The following is a 23384-nucleotide window of genomic DNA, read 5'->3' as shown; positions in this document are numbered from 1 at the left end:
CCTCAGGCCGGCGGCACGAACCCGGTGGCAGGCGGACGCCCCGCCTCCTCGTCGGCCGTACCGGCACCAGGGCGTACGGCATTCTCGACCGTTCGTACGCGGACTTGAGGCGCCGGTGCGATCCGCGTCGGCCCGGCATGGGCGACCTGCCACGCCCTTTGCGCGTCCCGCACCTGCCGCTCGTGCACCACGGCGGCCAAGTAGGCCGCGGCCGGGACGCCCGGCGGGGGCGGAGCCCCGGTGCGCGCGGCGACCTCCACGCCGAGCCGTTCCGCCATGGCCCTGCCCACGGAGGCGTCGAGCTGATGCATCCGCGTCAAGTACTGCCGTACCGCGAGCCACAGCTCGTCCGGAACCGCCGACAGGTCCAGCCCGCCGAACCGCCCGACCAGCCACGGCGGAGGCGGCGGAACGGCCGCGGCCCGCCCCGCCGGAACCCGTTCCCGTACGACCAGCGTCCCCGCGAAGACATCCCCGAGCCGTCGGCCACGCGCCGAGACCAGCGACGCGACGACGGCGACGACCCCGAACGTCAGCAGGATCTCCACGACACCCAGCGCCCCGCGTACGAGGGCGTGACGGAACCGGATGGGCCCTCCGTCGTCCCGTACGACCCGCAGCCCGCACGCCAGCTTCCCGAGCGAACGGCCGTGGCTCAGCGTCTCGACCGCGATCGGTCCGCCCACCGGGACCAGCAGAAAGACGGCGACGGACACCGCGGCCCACGCGGCGTCGTCCAGCGAGCCACTGGCGAAGGCCAGCCCCAGCGCCACGAGACCGAAGACCGTTCCCACCACGACCAGATCGATGGCCAGCGCCAGCGCACGGCTCGGCAGCTTTGCGGGCCGGAGCCCCAGCACGACCGCGTCCCCGGTCACGAGTTCACTCATCGCCCCACCCCTTGTCCACAGGCCCCTGCCCGGCGGCCCCACAGTCTGCCAAGCTGATCCGCGACGCCACAGTCGTACGACCCGGTACGTACCCATGCCTGGAGCAGCAGCCGACCATGGACCTCGATGTCTTCGTCCACACCCACCGCGTCGAGTGGGACCGGCTGGACCGTCTCCTGCGCCGAGGACGCCGGCTGACCGGCGCGGAAGCCGACGAACTGGTCGACCTCTACCAGCGCACGGCGACCCATCTCTCCCTCATCCAGTCCAGCGCCCCGGACCCCCTGCTCGTCGCGCGGCTCACCCAGCTGGTCGCACGCGCCCGTTCCGTGGTGACCGGCACACGCCGTGCGTCCTGGCGCGACGTCGTACGTTTCCTCACGGCGGGATTCCCCGCCGCGGTCTACCGCTCCCGGCACTGGTGGATACCGACCGCCGTCCTCTCGACGCTCCTGGCCGCGCTGATGGGCTGGTGGATCGGCACGCATCCGGAGGTCCAGTCGGCCATCGCGGCCCCGGAAGACCTCCGCCGCATGACGGTCCCGGGCGGCGAGTACGAGACGTACTACTCCAGCCACCCGGCGACCTCCTTCGCCGCCCAGGTCTGGACGAACAACGCGCAGGCCGCCGCCATGTGCCTGGTCCTGGGCGGCTTCCTCTGCGTGCCGGTGCTCTGGATCCTCTTCGTGAACGTGGTCAACCTGGCGGTCGGCATCGGCCTGATGTCCTCGGCGGGCCGCCTCGACACGTTCCTGGGCCTGATCCTTCCGCACGGGCTGCTGGAGCTGACGGCCGTCTTCGTCGCCGCCGGCACCGGTCTGCGCCTCGGCTGGACCGTCATCGACCCGGGCCCGCAGACCCGCCGCGCGGCCCTGGCACAACGGGGACGCGCCGCGCTCGGCATGGCCATCGGCCTGGCGCTGGTGCTGTTCGTCTCCGGCGTAATCGAAGCCTTCGTGACCCCGTCCGGCCTGCCCACCTGGGCCCGCATCTCACTGGGCATAGCCGCCGAGCTGCTGTTCCTCCTGTACGTCTACGTGCTCGGCGGACGCGCGGCCCGCGCCGGCGAGGCGGGCGACCTGGACGCGGTCGAACGAAGCGCCGAGCTGCCGACCGCCGCCTGATGTGCATCTGGCCTTGCTGACCTGCTAGTCTCCTCTTCGCCCCAAAAAACCGTTGACACGGCGACGTGGGGGAGGTAGATTTTAACGGTTGCCTCGAACTGGACAAGTTCGGGTTCAGCCAGCTAATATGTATCTCGCTCTCACCGGAAATCGAATTTCCGCAGAGCCATTCGATTCTCACTTTCTGAAGTTGAAGCCGATTAGGTTCGGTCGAAACGCTTCTGATAAAGTCGAATCAGCCGAAAGGCAAGGCCACTTCAACGGCCACCGGAATCAAATTCGAACCGGAAACGGAACGAAATGAGTCTGGTAAGGTTGAAACCGCTGAAAGGCAAAAGAAAGACCCGCTTCGGCCGGGAATCGGACACGAAAGAGTCTGATAGAGTCGGAAACGCAAGAACGAAGGGAAGCGCCCGGAGGAAAGCCCGAGAGGGTGAGTACAAAGGAAGCGTCCGTTCCTTGAGAACTCAACAGCGTGCCAAAAGTCAACGCCAGATATGTTGATACCCCGGCCTGCTTCGGCAGGTTGGAGGTTCCTTTGAAAGCCCTACCGGTCCCGCCTTTGCGGGTCGGGTAGGCAAAACACAGCGAGGACGCAGTGGACAACAGGTCATATTCCGACCTGATTGTTCCGCTCTCGTGATGTGTTCCCCGATTACGGGAAAACATTCACGGAGAGTTTGATCCTGGCTCAGGACGAACGCTGGCGGCGTGCTTAACACATGCAAGTCGAACGATGAAGCCCTTCGGGGTGGATTAGTGGCGAACGGGTGAGTAACACGTGGGCAATCTGCCCTTCACTCTGGGACAAGCCCTGGAAACGGGGTCTAATACCGGATAATACTTTCTCCCTCCTGGGAGAAGGTTGAAAGCTCCGGCGGTGAAGGATGAGCCCGCGGCCTATCAGCTAGTTGGTGGGGTAATGGCCTACCAAGGCGACGACGGGTAGCCGGCCTGAGAGGGCGACCGGCCACACTGGGACTGAGACACGGCCCAGACTCCTACGGGAGGCAGCAGTGGGGAATATTGCACAATGGGCGAAAGCCTGATGCAGCGACGCCGCGTGAGGGATGACGGCCTTCGGGTTGTAAACCTCTTTCAGCAGGGAAGAAGCGAAAGTGACGGTACCTGCAGAAGAAGCGCCGGCTAACTACGTGCCAGCAGCCGCGGTAATACGTAGGGCGCAAGCGTTGTCCGGAATTATTGGGCGTAAAGAGCTCGTAGGCGGCTTGTCACGTCGGTTGTGAAAGCCCGGGGCTTAACCCCGGGTCTGCAGTCGATACGGGCAGGCTAGAGTGTGGTAGGGGAGATCGGAATTCCTGGTGTAGCGGTGAAATGCGCAGATATCAGGAGGAACACCGGTGGCGAAGGCGGATCTCTGGGCCATTACTGACGCTGAGGAGCGAAAGCGTGGGGAGCGAACAGGATTAGATACCCTGGTAGTCCACGCCGTAAACGTTGGGAACTAGGTGTTGGCGACATTCCACGTCGTCGGTGCCGCAGCTAACGCATTAAGTTCCCCGCCTGGGGAGTACGGCCGCAAGGCTAAAACTCAAAGGAATTGACGGGGGCCCGCACAAGCAGCGGAGCATGTGGCTTAATTCGACGCAACGCGAAGAACCTTACCAAGGCTTGACATACACCGGAAAGCATCAGAGATGGTGCCCCCCTTGTGGTCGGTGTACAGGTGGTGCATGGCTGTCGTCAGCTCGTGTCGTGAGATGTTGGGTTAAGTCCCGCAACGAGCGCAACCCTTGTTCTGTGTTGCCAGCATGCCCTTCGGGGTGATGGGGACTCACAGGAGACTGCCGGGGTCAACTCGGAGGAAGGTGGGGACGACGTCAAGTCATCATGCCCCTTATGTCTTGGGCTGCACACGTGCTACAATGGCCGGTACAATGAGCTGCGATGCCGTGAGGCGGAGCGAATCTCAAAAAGCCGGTCTCAGTTCGGATTGGGGTCTGCAACTCGACCCCATGAAGTCGGAGTTGCTAGTAATCGCAGATCAGCATTGCTGCGGTGAATACGTTCCCGGGCCTTGTACACACCGCCCGTCACGTCACGAAAGTCGGTAACACCCGAAGCCGGTGGCCCAACCCCTTGTGGGAGGGAGCTGTCGAAGGTGGGACTGGCGATTGGGACGAAGTCGTAACAAGGTAGCCGTACCGGAAGGTGCGGCTGGATCACCTCCTTTCTAAGGAGCACTTCTTACCAAGCCTTGCTTGGTCAGAGGCCAGAACACCGGCGAATGTCCGGTGCTGGTAGCTCATGGGTGGAACGTTGACTACTCGGCACGGCACATGAGTGTTCACCAGTACTGCTCTTCGGGGCGTGGAACGTGAAGGCGAATGGGTCGGGTTGGGCACGCTGTTGGGTATCTGAAGGTACGGCCGTGATGGTCGTTCTTCGGTTGCCGGCCCCAGTGAACTTGTTCTTCGGAGCAGGGTGGTGGGTGGCTGGTCGTTGTTTGAGAACTGCACAGTGGACGCGAGCATCTGTGGCCAAGTTTTTAAGGGCGCACGGTGGATGCCTTGGCACCAGGAACCGATGAAGGACGTGGGAGGCCACGATAGGCCCCGGGGAGCTGTCAACCGAGCTTTGATCCGGGGGTGTCCGAATGGGGAAACCCGGCAGTCGTCATGGGCTGTCACCCGCTGCTGAACACATAGGCAGTGTGGAGGGAACGAGGGGAAGTGAAACATCTCAGTACCCTCAGGAAGAGAAAACAACCGTGATTCCGGGAGTAGTGGCGAGCGAAACTGGATGAGGCCAAACCGTATGCGTGTGATACCCGGCAGGGGTTGCGTATGTGGGGTTGTGGGATCTCTCTTTCATGGTCTGCCGGCCGTGAGACGAGTCAGAAACCGTTGATGTAGGCGAAGGACATGCGAAAGGTCCGGCGTAGAGGGTAAGACCCCCGTAGCTGAAACATTGACGGCTCGTTTGAGAGACACCCAAGTAGCACGGGGCCCGAGAAATCCCGTGTGAATCTGGCGGGACCACCCGTTAAGCCTAAATATTCCCTGGTGACCGATAGCGGATAGTACCGTGAGGGAATGGTGAAAAGTACCGCGGGAGCGGAGTGAAATAGTACCTGAAACCGTGTGCCTACAAGCCGTGGGAGCGTCGCGCATCGAGCTTGCTCGGTGCGTCGTGACTGCGTGCCTTTTGAAGAATGAGCCTGCGAGTTAGCGGTGTGTAGCGAGGTTAACCCGTGTGGGGAAGCCGTAGCGAAAGCGAGTCCGAATAGGGCGTTTGAGTTGCACGCTCTAGACCCGAAGCGGAGTGATCTAGCCATGGGCAGGTTGAAGCGGAGGTAAGACTTCGTGGAGGACCGAACCCACCAGGGTTGAAAACCTGGGGGATGACCTGTGGTTAGGGGTGAAAGGCCAATCAAACTCCGTGATAGCTGGTTCTCCCCGAAATGCATTTAGGTGCAGCGTCGTGTGTTTCTTGCCGGAGGTAGAGCACTGGATAGGCGATGGGCCCTACCGGGTTACTGACCTTAGCCAAACTCCGAATGCCGGTAAGTGAGAGCGCGGCAGTGAGACTGTGGGGGATAAGCTCCATGGTCGAGAGGGAAACAGCCCAGAGCATCGACTAAGGCCCCTAAGCGTACGCTAAGTGGGAAAGGATGTGGAGTCGCAGAGACAACCAGGAGGTTGGCTTAGAAGCAGCCACCCTTGAAAGAGTGCGTAATAGCTCACTGGTCAAGTGATTCCGCGCCGACAATGTAGCGGGGCTCAAGCGTACCGCCGAAGTCGTGTCATTCATACACATAGGGTTAACGCCTGTATGGATGGGTAGGGGAGCGTCGTGTGCCGGGTGAAGCAGCACCGGAAGGTAGTTGTGGACGGTTCACGAGTGAGAATGCAGGCATGAGTAGCGATACACACGTGAGAAACGTGTGCGCCGATTGACTAAGGGTTCCTGGGTCAAGCTGATCTGCCCAGGGTAAGTCGGGACCTAAGGCGAGGCCGACAGGCGTAGTCGATGGACAACCGGTTGATATTCCGGTACCCGCTTTGAAACGCCCAGTACTGAGCCCATTAATGCTAAGTCCGTGAAGCCGGCCTGATCTCTTCGGAGTTGAGGGTAGTGGTGGAGCCGATGAACCAAGGTGGTAGTAGGTAAGCGATGGGGTGACGCAGGAAGGTAGTCCAGCCCGGGCGGTGGTTGTCCCGGGGTAAGGGTGTAGGACGCACGGTAGGCAAATCCGTCGTGCATATGAGTCTGAGACCTGATGCCGAGCCGATTGTGGTGAAGTGGATGATCCTATGCTGTCGAGAAAAGCCTCTAGCGAGTTTCATGGCGGCCCGTACCCTAAACCGACTCAGGTGGTCAGGTAGAGAATACCGAGGCGTTCGGGTGAACTATGGTTAAGGAACTCGGCAAAATGCCCCCGTAACTTCGGGAGAAGGGGGCCATCTTTGGTGATCCGATTTACTCGGTGAGCTGGGGGTGGCCGCAGAGACCAGCGAGAAGCGACTGTTTACTAAAAACACAGGTCCGTGCGAAGCCGTAAGGCGATGTATACGGACTGACGCCTGCCCGGTGCTGGAACGTTAAGGGGACCGGTTAGCTGCTCTTCGGGGTGGCGAAGCTGAGAACTTAAGCGCCAGTAAACGGCGGTGGTAACTATAACCATCCTAAGGTAGCGAAATTCCTTGTCGGGTAAGTTCCGACCTGCACGAATGGCGTAACGACTTCTCGACTGTCTCAACCATAGGCCCGGTGAAATTGCACTACGAGTAAAGATGCTCGTTTCGCGCAGCAGGACGGAAAGACCCCGGGACCTTTACTATAGTTTGATATTGGTGTTCGGTTCGGCTTGTGTAGGATAGGTGGGAGACTTTGAAGCGGCCACGCCAGTGGTTGTGGAGTCGTCGTTGAAATACCACTCTGGTCGTGCTGGATGTCTAACCTGGGTCCGTGATCCGGATCAGGGACAGTGTCTGATGGGTAGTTTAACTGGGGCGGTTGCCTCCTAAAGGGTAACGGAGGCGCCCAAAGGTTCCCTCAGCCTGGTTGGCAATCAGGTGTTGAGTGTAAGTGCACAAGGGAGCTTGACTGTGAGACCGACGGGTCGAGCAGGGACGAAAGTCGGGACTAGTGATCCGGCAGTGGCTTGTGGAAGCGCTGTCGCTCAACGGATAAAAGGTACCCCGGGGATAACAGGCTGATCTTCCCCAAGAGTCCATATCGACGGGATGGTTTGGCACCTCGATGTCGGCTCGTCGCATCCTGGGGCTGGAGTCGGTCCCAAGGGTTGGGCTGTTCGCCCATTAAAGCGGTACGCGAGCTGGGTTTAGAACGTCGTGAGACAGTTCGGTCCCTATCCGCTGTGCGCGTAGGAATATTGAGAAGGGCTGTCCCTAGTACGAGAGGACCGGGACGGACGAACCTCTGGTGTGCCAGTTGTTCTGCCAAGGGCATGGCTGGTTGGCTACGTTCGGAAAGGATAACCGCTGAAAGCATCTAAGCGGGAAGCCTGCTTCGAGATGAGTATTCCCACCCTCTTGAGGGGTTAAGGCTCCCAGTAGACGACTGGGTTGATAGGCCAGATGTGGAAGCCTGGTAACGGGTGGAGCTGACTGGTACTAATAGGCCGAGGGCTTGTCCTCAGTTGCTCGCGTCCACTGTGTTTGTTCTGAAATAACGAACGGCTGTGTTGTTGTCCGGTGTTGGTTAATTTCATAGTGTTTCGGTGGTCATTGCGTTAGGGAAACGCCCGGTTACATTCCGAACCCGGAAGCTAAGCCTTTCAGCGCCGATGGTACTGCAGGGGGGACCCTGTGGGAGAGTAGGACGCCGCCGAACAATTATTGTGGGGAAGCCCCGTGCCAATGGCACGGGGCTTTTCTGCGTTCTGGGCCAGATTGACTGGCCGGGCCCGCCCCCGTCGCCCGCGCTATAGGCGCCCCGCTGCTTTGAGTGCCAGATAGGCATCGGCGAGAGCGGGTGCGAGATCGCCCGGTGAGGCGTCGACAACGACCACACCATGGCTCCGGAGCCGGTCCGCAGTGCGGCGACGTTGAGCCTGGGCCTCGACGCCAGCGGCTGCCTCGTAAATCGCGTCCACTGTTCCGCGCGCGCCGGCCATGTCCGCGATGTGCGGGTCACTCACCGCTGCCACCAGGACCGTGTGCCGCTGGGTGAGCTGGGGCAGTACGGGCAACAGCCCCTCCTCGACAGGAGCCGAGTCAAGGCTCGTCAGGAGCACAATGAGCGAACGCCGAGGAGCCTGCGCGATGGCCGCGGCGACGAGCCCTCGCGCGTCGGTCTCCACGAGTTCCGGTTCCAGCGGTGTCAGGGCCTCGACCACGGCCGGCAGGACATCCCCGGCTGCCCGGCCCTGGACCCTCGCCCTCGTACGGCGGCTGTAGGCGAGCAGCCCGACACGGTCGCCGGCGCGAGTGGCGAGTGCGGTGAGAAGCAGCGTCGCGTCCATCGCCGCGTCGAGCCGGGGCACATCGCCGACCCGGCCCGCCGAAGTGCGGCCGGTATCGATGACGACGAGTACATGCCGGTCGCGTTCCGGGCGCCAGGTCCGTACGGCCACCGCGGACTGCCGGGCGGTCGCCCGCCAGTCGATCGATCGGACATCGTCGCCGGGAACGTAGGCGCGCAGGCTGTCGAACTCCGTGCCCTCCCCGCGTGTGAGCACGCTGGTACGACCGTCGAGTTCGCGCATTCTGGCGAGCCGCGAAGGGAGATGCTTCCGGCTGGTGAACGGCGGAAGGACGCGCACCGTCCAGGGCACGCGGTGGCTGCCCTGGCGTGCGGCCAGGCCCAGGGGCCCGTATGAGCGGACGGTGATCTGCTCGGCCCGACGGTCGCCACGGCGGGTGGGGCGCAGAAGCGTGCTGATGCGCCTGCGCTCGCCGGGTGGGACGGCCAGCTCGTGGCGGGAGGCGGCCGGCTCGGTTCCGGGCAGCCAGCTGCTCGGCGGCCATGCGTCGCGAAGGTGTGCCCGCAACGGGCGCCGGGAGGGATTGACTACGGTGAGTTGCACTTCCGCCCGGTCACCAAGTCGAACGGATGTATCACCGGATCGGGTGAACTGGAGCGTTCGCACTGGCGCGGCCAGGGCATAGTCGCACAGAATTGCCAGTGAGAGCGGGGCATTGACCGCGAGCATTCCCGTCCAGCTCGGGGCCACGATGCCTACGGGGAGTGATCCCAGAGCCGCCAGCAGGGCGGCGCGTCCGGTGAGGGCCACGATTCATCGCCTCACCGGGGTACGGGGACTTGGGCGAGCACAGCGGTGATGACGGAGTCGGGGGTGACCCCTTCCATCTGGGCTTCAGGGCGCAGTTGGATGCGGTGCCGGAGCGTCGGGAGGGCCAGAGCCTTCACATCGTCCGGGGTCACATAGTCGCGGCCGGTGAGCCAGGCCCAGGCTCGCGCGGTGGACAGCAAGGCGGTGGCTCCACGGGGGGAGACACCGAGAGAAACCGAGGGGGAATCACGCGTGGCACGACAGATATCGACCACGTAGCCGGCGATTTCGGGGGAGACGGCCGTCCCGGCTACCGCGGCGCGGGCGGCTTCGAGGTCTGCCGGTCCGGCGACCGGGCGTATGCCCGCGGCTTGCAGATCACGGGGATCGAACCCGTCGGCATGGCGGGTCAGGACAGCGACCTCGTCCTCACGCGTGGGCAGTGGGACGGTCAGCTTCAGTAGAAAACGGTCCAGTTGGGCTTCGGGGAGGGGGTACGTGCCCTCGTACTCGACCGGGTTCTGTGTCGCGGCGACGAGGAAGGGGTCGGGCAGCGGGCGGGGCGTGCCGTCGACGGTGACTTGACGCTCTTCCATCGCCTCCAGAAGGGACGACTGCGTCTTGGGAGGGGTCCGGTTGATTTCGTCCGCGAGAAGGAGGTTGGTGAAGACGGGGCCGGGCTGGAAGGAGAACTCGGTCGTGCGCGCGTCATAGACGAGGGACCCGGTGACATCGCTCGGCATCAGGTCGGGTGTGAACTGCACACGCTTGGTGTCCAGTTCGAGCGATGCGGCCAGGGCTTGGACCAGCAGGGTCTTGGCCACGCCGGGGACGCCTTCCAGAAGGACGTGTCCTCGGCAGAGCAGGGCTACGACAAGTCCGGTGACGGCGGGGTCCTGGCCGACCACGGCCTTGGCGATCTCGGAGCGCAGCGCTTCCAGGGCGGTGCGGGAGGCGTCGTGGGTGTCGGCGCCGGCGGGCCCGGCGGTTCCAGGTGTCCCGGTGGGCGCGGGGGACGTGGCGCTCATGAGGTTCGGACCTCTCTTTCGAGGGAGTCGAGTTGGTCGGCCAGAAGCACGAGTGCCCTGTCATCGGAGGGGGCTGGGCCGAAGAGCAGTTCGCCGGGGTTGCTTTGGGCCGGGCCGAGGTGTGCGGACAGAGCGGGGAGGAGCACTGCGGGGGAGTGAGCGTCCCCGGGGGAGACGCCGGTGAGTGGTGCCAGCCTGGTGCGGGTGGCGTGGCGGAGCGATGCGGCGGCGCGGTCGCGGGCGTTGGCCCTGCGGCTCAGCCGGGCTCGGCCCTCGGTGGCCTCGGAGGCCCGGATGGCCACGGGCAGGCGCTCGTTGACGAGGGGGCCCAGGCGGCGGGCGCGCCAGACCGCTGCGAGCACGGCGGCGACGGCGAGTTGCAGTGTGCCCCACAACCAGCCGGACGGGATCAGTTCGATGAAGCTGCTCCGGCCGTCCGTGGTGCCGTTGTCGGTGGTGTCGTCGTCGGCCGTGCTGCCGGTGGCTGAGGGATCGGTGAGCGAGGGGAGGTACCAGACCAGATGAGGGCGGGAACCGAGGAGTTGCAGGGCCAGGGACGCGTTGCCCTGGTGGTCGAGGCGCTCGTTGTACAGGAAGTCGGGGGAGCCGAACAGCACGGTGTCGCCGGCTGTGGGCTCGTGCAGAAGGAGCACGGAGGGCAGGCCGCCTGCGGGGTAGCAGGCATCGGCGTCGAGATCCTCGGCGTCGTAGCGGATGCCGCCCGTCTCGACGGCTCCGGCTCTCCGGGCCGCGGGCAGGGAGCAGTCCGGAGGCCGTGCGACCACGGGGACGGCGGGCTTCGCCTGTACACCGGGGGCCAGGGTGTCGAGGGAGGGGGAGCCGGCGCCGAGGAGCACGGTGCGGCCGGTCGTGCCGGTGGTCGCTGTGTGCAGAGCGCTCTGCTGGTGGGGCGTCAGCAGGTTGGGGGCGGTGACCAGGAGTGTCGTGTCGGGGCCGGTCGCGGATGTGGCGTCGCGGAGGGTGGTGACGACGCGGACGGACACACCGTGCTGCTTGAGGAGTTCGGCGATGGCCCTGCTGCCGTAGCGGTCTGCCGAGCGGGGGTCGAGGCGGCCGTGCTGGTCCCCGGAGCGGGCGGCCGCCAGGGCTGTCGCGGCGGCGACGAGCAGGAGGACGGCCAGCAGCACTCCGCGGGAGCGGCGCCATATCTCGCGAGGCGTGACGGATATGAAGGTGGAAGAGGCGGGCGGGGCGGTGGCCGGTGTCATTCGGCGGTCCCCTCGCGGGCAGCGGCCAGTCGCGGAGTGGCGGTCTCGACGGCGCGGTCGAGGTCGAGCAGGGTCAGGTACGCCGGCCGGTCGGCGGAGCGGCCCCCGTATGTGACGTCGTCGAAGATTCGGGCCGCCGCCCGTAGGCGTGTGTCGTACGTGGGAAGGGCGCGGCCCGCCTCTGCGGCCGCTTCGTCGGCGGTGCGTCCGGGGCGGGGGTCCAGCAGGGCCCGTTCTTCGAGGGAGCGGACGATGGCACGCATCCGTTCCTGGGCGGCCTGGTTCCAGCGTCCGGCCGCCGCGTGGGCCTCGGCGGCGGCACGGTGCTCCGCGGTGCTGCGCGGGCCGTGTGCGAAGAGTGCTTCGGTGGGCCTCCGGCCGGGCTGTGGGGCGCCCAGCCGCCACCGGAGCGCGATCGCCAGGGCGAGGACGACCAGGAGGAGCACGATCAGGCCGGCGGGCCCGCCCGGTGCGGCGACGGAGGCCGCGGAGATGACGTCGCCGAACCAGGTCCACAGGTGGTCCAGGGCGCGTTGGAGGAGGTTCGGGTCGTTCTCGTGGTACGCGCCCTTGGACAGCTCGTGCCGGGCCGCCTCCCGGGCGGGGAGGCGGCCGGTGTCCACGGGGGCGCCACCGCTCGCTCGTACCAGCAGCCGTGCTGCCGCGTCGCCCGCCCCCGGCACGGCGTCAGTTCCCGTTGTCGAAGCCGGGCAGGCCCGCTGCCCTGGCCAGGTCGAGGTCGAGCGCTTCGCGGCGGATGCGCTGGTCCACGTACAGAAGGGCCATGACACCGGCGGAGAGCGGATACGTGAGGGCGGCGGCGGCCACGTCACCGATGGCGGAGACGATCAGGAACGGCCAGCCGAACTGGGTGGCTTCCCCGGAGAGGAAGGAGCTCAGCGAGCCGTCGTCCACGCCCACCGCGAGGAGGCCGAAGGGGATGCCGATCACCAGTCCGATGATCAGCGTCAGCAGCTGGGTCAGGACGAGAATGCTGAACGTCCGCCACCAGGCGCCACGGACCAGCTTCGCGGAGCGCCGCATGGAGGCAGCGATCGGCTGCCGCTCCAGCATCAGCGCGGGGGCGGCCAGGCAGAACCGAACCGACAGCCAGAGGAAGACAACCGTCGCGGCGAGCAGCCCGAGGAGAGCGAGGCCGGCTCCCGCCGTGTCACCGATCAGGAACCCGGGGAGGATGCCGGCCGTCATGATCGCTGCGCCCATGACGGCGAGCAGGAGGGTCAGCCCCAGCAGGGGGAGCAGCCTGGGGCGGGCTTCGGCCCAGGCTTCGGAGAGGGCGATCGGGCGGCCCAGTACCGAGCGGCTGATCACCACGGTCAGCACCGATGTGGTGAAGATCGTGGCCAGCATCGAGACCAGCAGGGGCGGGGCGAGGTCGAGGAGGCTGTAGCGGAGCGATTCGGTGGCCTGGCGGAGCGCCTCGGAGCCGGTGGCGTTGCCGTCGATCGAGGGAGGATCGGGCAGCAGGAAGTGCTGGGCGAGGAGGATGACGGCCTGGGCGATCACGGAGACCACGAGTGTGATGCCGAGGACCGTGCGCCAGTGGGCGCGCATGGTGGAGACGGCGCCGTCGAGGATTTCGCCGATGCCGAGCGGCCGGAGCGGGATGACGCCGGGCTTCGCCGCCGGGGGAGGACCGCCCCAGCCGGGTCCTTGCGGCCGGCCGCCCCAGCCGGGGCCCTGCGACGGGGCGTTCCAGCCGGGGCCCGTGCTGGGACCGGAGCCCTGTGCCCGGGAGCCCCAGCGCGAGTGGGGCGGCGGGGCGGTGGGGCCCGTTCCGGTGGGGCTCGGCGGGGACCACCGGGCGGCGGGCGGCTGCTGGGCGGCCCAGGTTGCCGAGGGGGCGGTGTCGTCGGCCGGTTCGGAGGGGCGGGGGATGCCCGTTTCGGCGTGGTCCGTGTCCCGGGCGGCCTGCTCCTGGCCGTCGGTCTCCTGGTGGTCCGTTGTACGGCCGTTCGTCCGGTTGTCGTCGGAGGGGGCGGATCCGGGCGAGGCCCAGCCCGGAGAGTCGTTCATTGTCGCTCCTTCGCGGTCCTGTCCGCGCGTCGCGGCGTCAGGCTGGCAGCCATCGTGCCACGCGTCGATGCCGTCCGGACCTGGCCCTGTGACCGGCTCGTGCCTTCAGGTCCGGGCGGGTCACCGGGCAGACTGGGTGGATGGCTGATCAGGACGCGCAATCGCCGGTGGGCAGCGAGCCCAACGGACTACCGTCAATTCGCTGGGACGAGCCTCCGGAAGGCCCCGTACTGGTGCTCCTCGACCAGCGGCGGCTGCCCGCGGAGGAGGCGGAGCTGGTGTGCACCGATGTGCCGGCTCTGGTGGACGCGATCAGGACGCTCGCCGTGCGGGGGGCGCCCCTGCTGGGGATCGCCGGTGCCTACGGTGTGGCCCTGGCCGCGGTGCGCGGCTATGACGTGGCGGAGGCCACCGGGCTCCTGGAGCGGGCGCGGCCCACCGCAGTGAACCTGGGATACGGCGTGCGCCGGGCCGCCGCGGCGTACTGGGCGGCGTTCGACAAGGGGGCCACGCAGGAGCGGGCGGGGGCGGCCGCGCTGGCGGAGGCCAGGGCGCTGCACCGGGAGGACGCCGAGGCCAGCGTACGGATGGCCGGGCACGGGCTCGCCCTGCTGGACGAGCTGATTCCCGGCGGCGGTCACCGGCTGCTGACCCACTGCAACACGGGGGCGCTCGTCTCCGGGGGTGAGGGCACCGCGTTCGCGGTGGCGCTCGGGGCCCACCGGTCGGGCCGGCTGAGGCGGCTGTGGGTGGACGAGACCCGTCCGCTGTTGCAGGGCGCCCGGCTGACCGCGTACGAGGCGGCGCGCAACGGCATGCCGTACAGCCTGCTCACCGACAACGCGGCGGGGTCGCTGTTCGCCGCGGGGGAGGTGGACGCCGTGCTGATCGGGGCGGACCGCATCGCCGCGGACGGGTCGGTGGCCAACAAGGTGGGGAGCTATCCGCTGGCGGTGCTCGCCAAGTACCACCACGTACCGTTCATCGTGGTGGCTCCGACGACGACCGTGGATCTGCTCACGGCGGACGGGGCGTCCATCACCGTGGAGCAGCGTTCCGGGCGTGAAGTGACGGAGCTCACACTACCGCCGTTCGGGGTGGGGGACGAGGAGACGGGCGGAGTGCTCGTAGCCCCGGTGGGGACCCAGTCGTACAACCCCGCCTTCGATGTCACGCCGCCGGAGCTGGTCACGGCGATCGTCACGGAAGAAGGCGTAATCTCGCCGGTCACGGGGGCCGGGCTGGCAGAGCTGTGTGCCAGATCATCGCAGGTAACGATTAGCTAATGGGATGATGTCGTTTATGAAGGGACGCGTCCTTGTCGTCGACGACGACACCGCACTGGCCGAGATGCTCGGGATTGTGCTGCGTGGTGAGGGTTTCGAGCCGTCGTTCGTAGCGGACGGCGACAAGGCACTTGCTGCATTTCGAGAGGCGAAGCCGGACCTGGTCCTGCTCGACCTCATGCTGCCCGGCAGGGACGGCATCGAGGTCTGCAGGCTGATCAGGGCCGAGTCGGGTGTGCCGATCGTCATGCTCACTGCCAAGAGCGACACGGTTGACGTAGTGGTGGGCCTGGAGTCCGGGGCCGACGACTACATCGTCAAGCCGTTCAAACCGAAGGAGTTGGTGGCCCGGATCAGGGCACGTCTGCGCAGGTCCGAAGAGCCGGCCCCGGAGCAGCTGACCATCGGGGACCTGGTCATAGACGTCGCCGGACACTCGGTGAAGCGGGACGGGCAGTCCATCGCCCTGACGCCGCTGGAGTTCGACCTGCTGGTCGCGCTCGCGCGCAAGCCGTGGCAGGTCTTCACCCGTGAGGTGCTCCTGGAGCAGGTCTGGGGTTACCGGCACGCGGCGGACACCCGGCTGGTCAACGTGCATGTGCAGCGGCTCCGCTCCAAGGTCGAGAAGGACCCGGAGCGGCCGGAGATCGTGGTGACCGTCCGAGGTGTCGGTTACAAGGCCGGACCGAGCTGACATGTCCCTGGGTAGCACTGCTCCGAAGCCCGGGGAGCCGGGAGTCCGTGCGGAGCGGGCTGCCGGTTCAGGGCAGACCTCGTCCCCCGTCGAGCGCTTCCTGCAAGGCGGCCGGTTGTTCCAGGACCGGGCGCCCGGCGGGCCGGTGCCGCGTTTGCTGATGCGCTGGGTGCGGCGCCCGCTGCTGCCCGCCGTGCGGCTGTGGCGGCGCAACCTCCAGCTGCGCGTCGTCGCGGGCACGCTGCTGATGTCGCTCGGAGTGGTGCTGCTGCTCGGCCTCGTCGTGATCGGGCAGGTGCGCAACGGCCTGCTCGACGCGAAGGGCAAGGCGGCCCAGACACAGGCCGCGGGCGGGTTCGCGGCCGCCCAGGAGAAGGCCAACGCGCCGCTCACCCCCGTCGCCGGTCAGGGCGACGACGTGGCGGACGGCACGACCGAGAACAACTCCTGGCGCACCGAGCTCGTCGACCAGCTAGCCAGTGGCGGCAAGAACGCCTTCAACGTGGTGGCGCTCAGCGCCGACGAGGGCGCCCGTGCGCCCCGCGGTTCGGGAAACGTCAAGGCGGCGAGCATTCCGCAGGATCTGCGGGAAGCGGTGAACAAGGGCCCCGGTGCCTTTCAGACGTATGTGCTGATCCAGTACGAGGACGGGCAGGAGTCCCAGTCCGGCCTCGTCGTCGGTAAGCGTCTCTACGACATCGACCGCGACCCGTACCAGCTGTACTACGTCTTCCCGCTCACGCAGGAGGAGAAGTCCCTGACCCTGGTCAAGGGCACGCTGGCGACCGCCGGCCTGTTCGTGGTGGTGCTGCTGGGCGCCATCGCCTGGTTCGTGGTGCGGCAGGTCGTCACCCCCGTACGCATGGCCGCCGGCATCGCCGAACGGCTCTCCGCCGGCCGGCTCCAGGAACGGATGAAGGTCACCGGCGAGGACGACATCGCCCGGCTCGGCGAGGCGTTCAACAAGATGGCGCAGAGCCTCCAGCTGAAGATCCAGCAGCTGGAGGAGCTGTCCCGGATGCAGCGGCGGTTCGTCTCGGACGTGTCGCACGAGCTGCGTACGCCTCTGACCACCGTACGTATGGCTGCCGACGTCATCCATGAGGCGCGGGTCGACTTCGACCCCGTGACGGCCCGGTCCGCCGAGCTGCTGGGCGACCAGCTCGACCGCTTCGAGTCGCTGCTCTCGGACCTGCTGGAGATCAGCCGCTTCGACGCCGGCGCCGCCGCGCTGGAGGCGGAGCCGATAGACCTGCGGCAGGTGGTGCGCCGGGTGATCGGCGGCGCCGAGCCGCTCGCCGAGCGCAAGGGCACTCGGATCAGGGTCGTCGGCGACGAGCAGCCGGTGATCGCCGAGGCCGACGCGCGGCGCGTCGAGCGCGTCCTGCGCAACCTCGTCGTCAACGCCGTCGAGCACGGCGAAGGGCGCGACGTGGTCGTGCGCATGGGCGCGGCCGGCGGAGCGGTCGCCGTCGCCGTCCGGGACTACGGCGTGGGGCTGAAGCCCGGCGAGGCGACCCGGGTCTTCAACCGCTTCTGGCGGGCCGACCCGGCCCGGGCCCGGACCACCGGCGGCACCGGCCTCGGCCTCTCCATCGCGGTGGAGGACGCCCGGCTGCACGGTGGCTGGCTCCAGGCGTGGGGCGAGCCCGGCGGCGGTTCGCAGTTCCGGCTGACACTGCCGCGTACGGCGGACGAGCCGCTGCGGGGCTCGCCGATACCGCTGGAGCCGGAGGACTCGCGGCGCAACCGGGAGAGCCGGGAGCGGGCCGAGAGCGCCTCCGGTACGAACACCGCCACGGGCGGCGGGCACCGGCTGCTGGCCGTGCCCTCGCAGCACGCCGGTACGGGCCGCGCCCCGCTGCCGGTGCCCGGCCGGGCCGCCGTGTCGGCCAGGACCGCGCCCGCGTCGGTGCACCCGGCGGCTCTGCCGGGCAACGGGGCGCGGGTGGTGCCGCGTCCCTCGGAGGAGTGGCAGACCGGTCACAACGACTCACCGGGGCGGGCACCGGGGCGGGAGGACACGATCCGTGAGGACTGACCGTCGTCAGGGCGGCCGTGGGCGTGTGATGGGGGTGACCGTGCTGGTCGGGTGCGGCGCGCTCGTCCTGTCGGCCTGCGGCTCGATGCCCGTGTCCGGGGACATCAAGGCTGTGGACGCCTCGCAGCCGGGTGACTCCCAGGTGCAGGTGTACGCGGTCGCCCCACGGGACGGCGCCACCCCGAACGAGGTGGTGGACGGCTTCCTGGAGTCGATGACCAGCGACGACTCCGACTTCCGGACGACGCGCAAGTACCTCACCAAGGAGGCGTCGCGCCGGTGGAAGCCGAGCGCGGAGACCACCGTGCTGGCCAAGGCACCGAACCGGAGCGACCGTCCGGTCCATGACCACGACCGCTCCACGACCGAGGTCACCTACACCCTGACCGGGGAGCAGGTGGCGACGGTCGACGAGCAGAACGCGTACCAGCCGCTCGTCCCGACGGACTACTCCCGCACGCTCCACCTGGTGCGGGAGAAGACGCCGGAGGGCAAGGAATGGCGCATCGACTCCGTGCCGGACGGCCTGGTGCTCGGCCAGTCCGACTTCAAACGGCTGTACCGCTCGGTCAATAAGTACTACTTCGCCGCCGGGCGGTCCGATCCGGAGGCCACGCTCGTCGCCGACCCCGTCTACCTGCGCAACCGGACCGACCCGGCGACCGGGATGGACACGGTGACGCAGGCGGTCCGCAGCCTGCTGCGGGGCCCGACCGACTGGCTGAGGCCGGTCGTCGCCTCGCGCTTCCCCAAGGGGACGGACCTCAGGAAGGACGTCGCCTCCCTGACACCCGACGACCGCAACGTGCTGAAGGTCCCGCTCAACAAGTACGCGGACGGGACCGGGCAGCGGGTCTGCCGGATGATGGCCTCGCAGGTCCTCTTCACCCTCCGGGACCTGACGTCCGCGCGGGTCGAGCAGGTGGAGTTGCAGCGTTCCGACGGTTCGCCGCTGTGCCTGCTCGACGCGGACCAGGCCGAGGCGTACGCCCCCGACGGCTCCTCGGGCGGACCCGACAGCCAGTACTTCGTGGATGCCAAGGGCCGGGTGGAGCGCATCCCGGGCAGCACCAGGGGCAGCGGCGAGCCGGAGCCGGTGGCCGGTCCCTTCGGCGACGGCGCGCTGAAGGTGAGCGCGGTCGGCGTGGCCCGGGACGAGCAGTCGGCGGCAGCGGTCTCCCAGCACAACGAGTCGCTCTACGTGGCCTCCATCGCCGCGGACGGCGCGCTCCCCCTGCCCGCCCTGACGAGCAAGGCGGCCGACCCCGCGGACCGGCTGACGGCGCCCAGCTGGGACGGCCTCGGCGACCTCTGGGTCGCCGACCGCGACCCGGAGAACTCCAGGCTGCTGAGGCTGCCCCACGGCACGGGCAAGCCGCAGGAAGTGACCGTGCCGAGCCTGGGCGGCAGCCGGATCGCCGGGCTTCGGCTCTCCTCGGACGGGGTGCGCATAGCGCTGCTGCTGACGAAGGACGGCCACACGACGCTGAAGATCGGCAGGATCGAACGCCTCGGCACGCAGGACGACGCCCAGGTCTCCGTGGTCGACCTGCGCCAGGCCGCGCCGCAGCTCGCGGACGTGACGGCGGTGTCCTGGTCCGGCCGCAGCCGCCTCGTGGTCGTCGGCAAGGAACAGGGCGGCGTACAGCAGGTCCGGTACGTACAGGCGGACGGCTCGACGCCTTCCTCGGGCGTCCTGCCCGGGGTGAACCAGGTGCTGGCCATCGCCGCCGCCGACGACGAGCAGCTGCCGCTGATGGCGGACACCTTCGGCGACGGGATAGTGAAGCTGCTCCCCGGCGACAACTGGCAGACGGTCCTCAAGGAGGGCTCGGCGCTGGTCTACCCGGGCTGACACCCAAGCCGTCCGGGGTTTTCCACAGGGGTGGCCCGCCGGCTCCGGGAGGCGCACAGTTGAGGTGTGCGGGGGTGGTGGCGCGAGATCAGCGGGCTCGTCCTTCCGGTGGCCTGCGGGGGCTGCGGCAGGGCGCGGACGGAGCTGTGCGAGGCATGCGGCGCGCGGCTGTACGGCGGAGCGCCGCGCCGGGTGCGGCCCTCGCCGGAGCCGTCCGGGCTGCCCGTGGTGCATGCCGCCGCCGGATACGAGGGCGCCGTGCGGGCGGTCCTGCTCGCCCACAAGGAGCGCGGTGTGCTCGCGATGGCGCGCCCGCTCGGCCGGGCGCTGGCGGGTGCGGTACGGGCCGGAGCCGGGCGGGATCCGGACGGGCGGCCGCTGCTGCTCGTACCGGTGCCTTCCGCGCGCCGGGCGGTGGCGGCGCGCGGGCATGATCCGGCGCGCCGGATCGCGCTGGCGGCGGCCGCCCGGTTGCGGCGGACGGGCGTCCCGGCGACCGTCGTCGCGGTGCTGCGGCAGCGGCGGGCGGTGGCCGACCAGTCGGGTCTGACCTCGGCGGAGCGCGCGGCCAATCTGGCCGGGGCGCTGGATGTGGCGGCTGGGGGTGGGCGGCTGCTCACCGCCGGACGGGTGGTGCTGGTGGACGACCTGCTGACCACGGGGGCCACACTGGCCGAGGCGGCCCGGGCGCTCGGCGCGGCCTGCGGGGACGCGGGGCCCCGCGTGCGCGACGCGGCCGTGGTCGCGGCGCCCCCGCCGGCCTTCGACGCGGCATGTCCCGCCGTCCGGGAAATAAACCGGAACTGGAACTGAACTTGCATCGTTGCAGGTAGTGAGTGGGTAAAAAGACCTGAACGGAGGTACGTGCGAGTAGCGGGTGCCGACAACCGTCCGAGCAGGCTATGTTCGGTTGTGAGGAATGGTGAATGCCGGCCCTCGACGAATGCACCATCAGGTTTCGGGCAGGCGACCCACCAGTGGTTCGGAAACCGGAAATCCGGTGGGGTGGAAACCTCGCCGGCTGGGGAGGAGGAGGTGGAAGTCACCGAGTCCGCGGTCCCGGCCATCACCGGGACCAGGTGCAAAAGGGAGATGCTCCGCCACTGAGCGGAGCGATCCGGGAACGGAGTTCTGCGTGGACATCGTCGTCAAGGGCCGCAAGACCGAGGTGCCCGAGCGGTTCCGCAAGCACGTGGCCGAGAAGCTGAAGCTGGACAAGATCCAGAAGTTCGACGGCAAGGTGATCAGCCTCGACGTGGAGGTGTCCAAGGAGCCGAACCCTCGTCAGGCAGACCGCTCCGACCGGGTGGAGATCACGCTCCGCTCGCGTGGACCGGTCATCAGGGCAGAAGCGGCCGCAGGCGACCCGTACGCAGCGCTGGACCTGGCCACCGGCAAGCTGGAGGCCCGGCTGCGCAAGCAGCACGACAAGCGCTACAGCCGCCGGGGCACGGGGCGCATTCCCGCCGCCGAGGTCGGAGAGATGGTGCCGGACGCGGCATCCTTCAACGGCGACGGCGAGCTGATTCCCGACGAGACGGCACAGCCCGTACCCACCACCAGGATCGGTTCGCTTGAGGTGCAGGGCGAAGGACCGCTGGTGATGCGCGAGAAGACGCACGTCGCGGCGCCCATGTCGCTCGACCAGGCCCTCTACGAGATGGAACTGGTCGGACACGACTTCTATCTGTTCGTGGACAACGAGACGAAGGAACCCAGTGTCGTCTACCGGCGGCACGCCTACGACTACGGTGTCATCCACCTGAGGACCGACCCGCTGGCCGCCGACGAGGCGGGCGGCGCGGGCGGCGCGCTCGGCGGCTGACGCCACCATCGAGTGGTGCCCCTGGAGCGTCCGCACGCCCCCAGGGGCACCCGTCTGTCACCAAGTCATCACCGCACTGCCGTCCCGGCATGAAATCATGGCGACCCAAGCCAATCGGTGCTCTGTGAACTGCCGTTGGCGGACCGTTCGTGAATTTCAGGCCGTGGCCTTCAGGGGGAGGAACGATGGCGGACACCTTCGGGCCCGTGCGCGACGCGAGTGATGCCGACGAGCCCGTACGCGACCTCGGTGGTGCGGACCGGGACGGCGGCTACCGCAAGGAGCCCATCCGGGTCCTGGTGGTGGACGACCATGCGCTCTTCCGCAGAGGTCTGGAGATCGTCCTCGCGCACGAGGAGGACATCGAGGTCGTCGGCGAGGCCGGGGACGGCGCCGAGGCGGTGGACAAGGCGGCCGACCTGCTCCCGGACATCGTGCTGATGGATGTGCGGATGCCCCGGCGCGGCGGCATCGAAGCCTGCACGTCCATCAAGGAAGTGGCGCCCAGCGCGAAGATCATCATGCTGACGATCAGCGACGAGGAAGCCGATCTCTACGAGGCGATCAAGGCCGGGGCCACGGGGTATCTCCTCAAGGAGATCTCCACGGACGAGGTGTCCACCGCGATTCGCGCGGTCGCCGATGGGCAGTCCCAGATCAGCCCGTCCATGGCGTCGAAACTTCTCACCGAGTTCAAGTCGATGATCCAGCGCACCGACGAACGCCGGCTGGTACCGGCGCCCCGGCTGACCGAACGGGAACTGGAAGTCCTCAAACTGGTCGCGACCGGCATGAACAATCGCGATATCGCGAAGCAGCTGTTCATTTCCGAGAACACCGTGAAGAACCACGTCCGCAACATTCTGGAGAAGCTCCAGCTCCACTCCCGGATGGAAGCGGTCGTCTACGCGATGCGGGAGAAGATCCTGGAGATCCGGTGAACCGGCGCGACGGCCGGTACACCGGACGGGGTCAGGCCAGCAGGCGGGCGATCTCCGCCGAGAGCGGCCCGCGCAGCTCCGGAGCCTCCACCCGCTCCAGCCGGACATCCGTGCAGCCGACCCAGGAGGCCGCCTCCACCAGGGCCTGGGCCATCGGCGCCACGGCCTTGGCGCCCGCCAGGGACACCTGCCGGGCGATCAGCGTCGTCCCCTCGCGGGCCGGGTCGACCCGGCCCTGGAGGCGCCCGCCGGCCAGCAGCGGCATCGCGAAATAGCCGTGCACCCGCTTCTGCTTGGGCACGTACGCCTCAAGGCGGTGGGTGAAACCGAAGATCCGCTCGGTCCGGGCCCGCTCCCAGACCAGTGAGTCGAACGGCGAGAGCAGCGTCGTCCGGTGCCGGCCCCGGGGCTCGGAGGCCAGCGCCGCCGGGTCCGCCCAGGCCGGCTTCGACCAGCCCTCCACGGCCACCGGCACCAGCCCGGAGTCCGCCACCACGGCGTCGAACTGCTCGCCCTTGAGGCGGTGGTAGTCGGCGATGTCCGCCCGGGTGCCCACGCCCAGCGACTGCCCGGCGAGCGCCACGAGGCGGCGCAGGCACTCCGCGTCGTCGAGGTCGTCGTGCAGCACGGAGCCGGGCAGGGCGCGCTCCGCGAGGTCGTAGACCCGCTTCCAGCCGCGCCGCTCGGTGCACACCACCTCGCCGTACATCAGGGCCCGCTCGACGGCCACCTTCGAGGCGGACCAGTCCCACCACTCCCCGCCGTTCTTCGCGCCGCCCAGCTCCGTCGCCGTCAGCGGGCCCTCGGCGGTCAGCTGCTTGACGACGGTGTCGTACGCGCCGTCCGGCAGGTCGTGGGACCACTGCGGCCGGGCCCGGTAGGCGCGCCGCCGGAACGCGAAGTGCGGCCACTCCTCGACGGGCAGGATGCACGCCGCGTGCGACCAGTACTCGAAGGCGCGGCCGCCCGACCAGTACGCCTCCTCGACCGTGCGCCGCCCGATCGCGCCCAGGCGCGCGTACGGGATCAGCTCGTGCGAGCGGGCCAGCACCGAGATCGTGTCCAGCTGTACGGCGCCGAGGTGGCGCAGCACCCCGGCCGCCCCCGGGCGGCGGTCCGGTGCGCCCAGGAAGCCCTGGGCCCGCAGGGCGATCCTGCGGGCCTGGTCGGCGGAGAGTTCGACTGCGGGTGGCTGCACAGACGTCATGCTCC

At 68.0% G+C, this 23384-nt stretch carries 15 protein-coding genes and 3 rRNA genes; 11 read left to right on the top strand and 7 right to left on the bottom strand.

The window, feature by feature from the left end; all coding sequences use genetic code 11:
- Nucleotides 1–2: 2 nt before the first annotated feature.
- Nucleotides 3–890 carry an RDD family protein gene (locus OG338_RS10250; protein ID WP_405937016.1) on the bottom strand — a complete coding sequence of 296 codons (888 nt, stop codon included), beginning with the start codon at nt 888–890 and terminating at the stop codon, nt 3–5.
- A gap of 116 nt (nt 891–1006) precedes the next feature.
- On the opposite strand from OG338_RS10250, the gene OG338_RS10245 reads away from it, so the two are divergent.
- The 4 genes from OG338_RS10245 to rrf all read left to right on the top strand — a co-directional run bounded on the left by OG338_RS10245 (nt 1007) and on the right by rrf (nt 7834).
- Nucleotides 1007–2014, top strand: coding sequence for a stage II sporulation protein M (locus OG338_RS10245; RefSeq protein ID WP_405937015.1), 1008 nt, complete (start codon nt 1007–1009; stop codon nt 2012–2014).
- 668 nt (nt 2015–2682) lie between these two features.
- Nucleotides 2683–4208 (top strand): 16S ribosomal RNA (locus tag OG338_RS10240).
- Nucleotides 4209–4513: 305 nt separating this feature from the next.
- A 23S ribosomal RNA gene (locus tag OG338_RS10235) occupies nt 4514–7638 on the top strand.
- 79 nt (nt 7639–7717) lie between these two features.
- Nucleotides 7718–7834 (top strand): 5S ribosomal RNA (rrf, locus tag OG338_RS10230).
- The 16S, 23S and 5S rRNA genes sit together here, the layout of an rRNA operon.
- Before the next feature lie 91 nt (nt 7835–7925).
- Here the strand turns inward: rrf and OG338_RS10225 are convergent.
- Genes OG338_RS10225 through OG338_RS10205 form a run of 5 tightly spaced genes read right to left on the bottom strand, consistent with a single transcriptional unit; the run spans nt 7926 to nt 13530 of the window.
- On the bottom strand, nt 7926–9236 hold the full coding sequence (locus tag OG338_RS10225; RefSeq protein WP_405937014.1) for a DUF58 domain-containing protein: 1311 nt from the start codon (nt 9234–9236) through the stop codon (nt 7926–7928).
- A gap of 11 nt (nt 9237–9247) precedes the next feature.
- Entirely contained in the window at nt 9248–10264 is a 1017-nt protein-coding gene (locus tag OG338_RS10220; protein WP_405937013.1) for an AAA family ATPase, read from the bottom strand.
- Complete coding sequence (locus tag OG338_RS10215; protein WP_405937012.1) at nt 10261–11493, bottom strand: DUF4350 domain-containing protein; 1233 nt, start codon at nt 11491–11493, stop codon at nt 10261–10263. The genes OG338_RS10220 and OG338_RS10215 overlap by 4 nt, the downstream gene beginning before the upstream one ends.
- Complete coding sequence (locus OG338_RS10210; RefSeq protein WP_405937011.1) at nt 11490–12176, bottom strand: DUF4129 domain-containing protein; 687 nt, start codon at nt 12174–12176, stop codon at nt 11490–11492. The genes OG338_RS10215 and OG338_RS10210 overlap by 4 nt, the downstream gene beginning before the upstream one ends.
- Before the next feature lie 4 nt (nt 12177–12180).
- The gene (locus OG338_RS10205; protein WP_405937010.1) at nt 12181–13530 is read right to left on the bottom strand and encodes a glycerophosphoryl diester phosphodiesterase membrane domain-containing protein; all 1350 of its coding nucleotides are present in this window, start codon (nt 13528–13530) and stop codon (nt 12181–12183) included.
- Between the two features lie 140 nt (nt 13531–13670).
- Here OG338_RS10205 and mtnA point away from each other — a divergent pair, with 140 nt between their 5' ends.
- From mtnA to OG338_RS10170, 7 genes are all read left to right on the top strand, one after another.
- Nucleotides 13671–14816, top strand: coding sequence for an S-methyl-5-thioribose-1-phosphate isomerase (mtnA, locus tag OG338_RS10200; protein WP_405937009.1), 1146 nt, complete (start codon nt 13671–13673; stop codon nt 14814–14816).
- A gap of 4 nt (nt 14817–14820) precedes the next feature.
- Complete coding sequence (mtrA, locus tag OG338_RS10195; protein WP_005316841.1) at nt 14821–15510, top strand: two-component system response regulator MtrA; 690 nt, start codon at nt 14821–14823, stop codon at nt 15508–15510.
- A 1-nt stretch (nt 15511) separates the two neighbouring features.
- Nucleotides 15512–17551, top strand: coding sequence for an MtrAB system histidine kinase MtrB (gene mtrB, locus OG338_RS10190; RefSeq protein ID WP_405937008.1), 2040 nt, complete (start codon nt 15512–15514; stop codon nt 17549–17551).
- A gap of 28 nt (nt 17552–17579) precedes the next feature.
- Nucleotides 17580–19406 (top strand): LpqB family beta-propeller domain-containing protein, encoded by a 1827-nt coding sequence (locus tag OG338_RS10185; RefSeq protein ID WP_405940377.1) that lies wholly within the window; start codon nt 17580–17582, stop codon nt 19404–19406.
- A gap of 66 nt (nt 19407–19472) precedes the next feature.
- Nucleotides 19473–20219, top strand: coding sequence for a ComF family protein (locus tag OG338_RS10180; RefSeq protein WP_405937007.1), 747 nt, complete (start codon nt 19473–19475; stop codon nt 20217–20219).
- Between the two features lie 322 nt (nt 20220–20541).
- A complete protein-coding gene (gene hpf / locus OG338_RS10175) occupies nt 20542–21231 on the top strand; it encodes a ribosome hibernation-promoting factor, HPF/YfiA family (protein ID WP_328900440.1) in 690 nt (229 codons plus the stop codon).
- Nucleotides 21232–21416: 185 nt separating this feature from the next.
- Complete coding sequence (locus OG338_RS10170; RefSeq protein ID WP_405937006.1) at nt 21417–22172, top strand: response regulator; 756 nt, start codon at nt 21417–21419, stop codon at nt 22170–22172.
- A gap of 31 nt (nt 22173–22203) precedes the next feature.
- On the opposite strand, the gene OG338_RS10165 is transcribed toward OG338_RS10170, so the two are convergent.
- The gene (locus tag OG338_RS10165) at nt 22204–23379 is read right to left on the bottom strand and encodes a winged helix-turn-helix domain-containing protein (protein WP_405937005.1); all 1176 of its coding nucleotides are present in this window, start codon (nt 23377–23379) and stop codon (nt 22204–22206) included.
- Nucleotides 23380–23384 lie beyond the last annotated feature (5 nt).

The organism is Streptomyces sp. NBC_00726 (assembly GCF_045161735.1).
Classification (GTDB): Bacteria; Actinomycetota; Actinomycetes; order Streptomycetales; family Streptomycetaceae; genus Streptomyces.
Note: the sequence above shows the minus strand (reverse complement) of the source record. Positions and strands in the feature narration are given on the sequence as shown.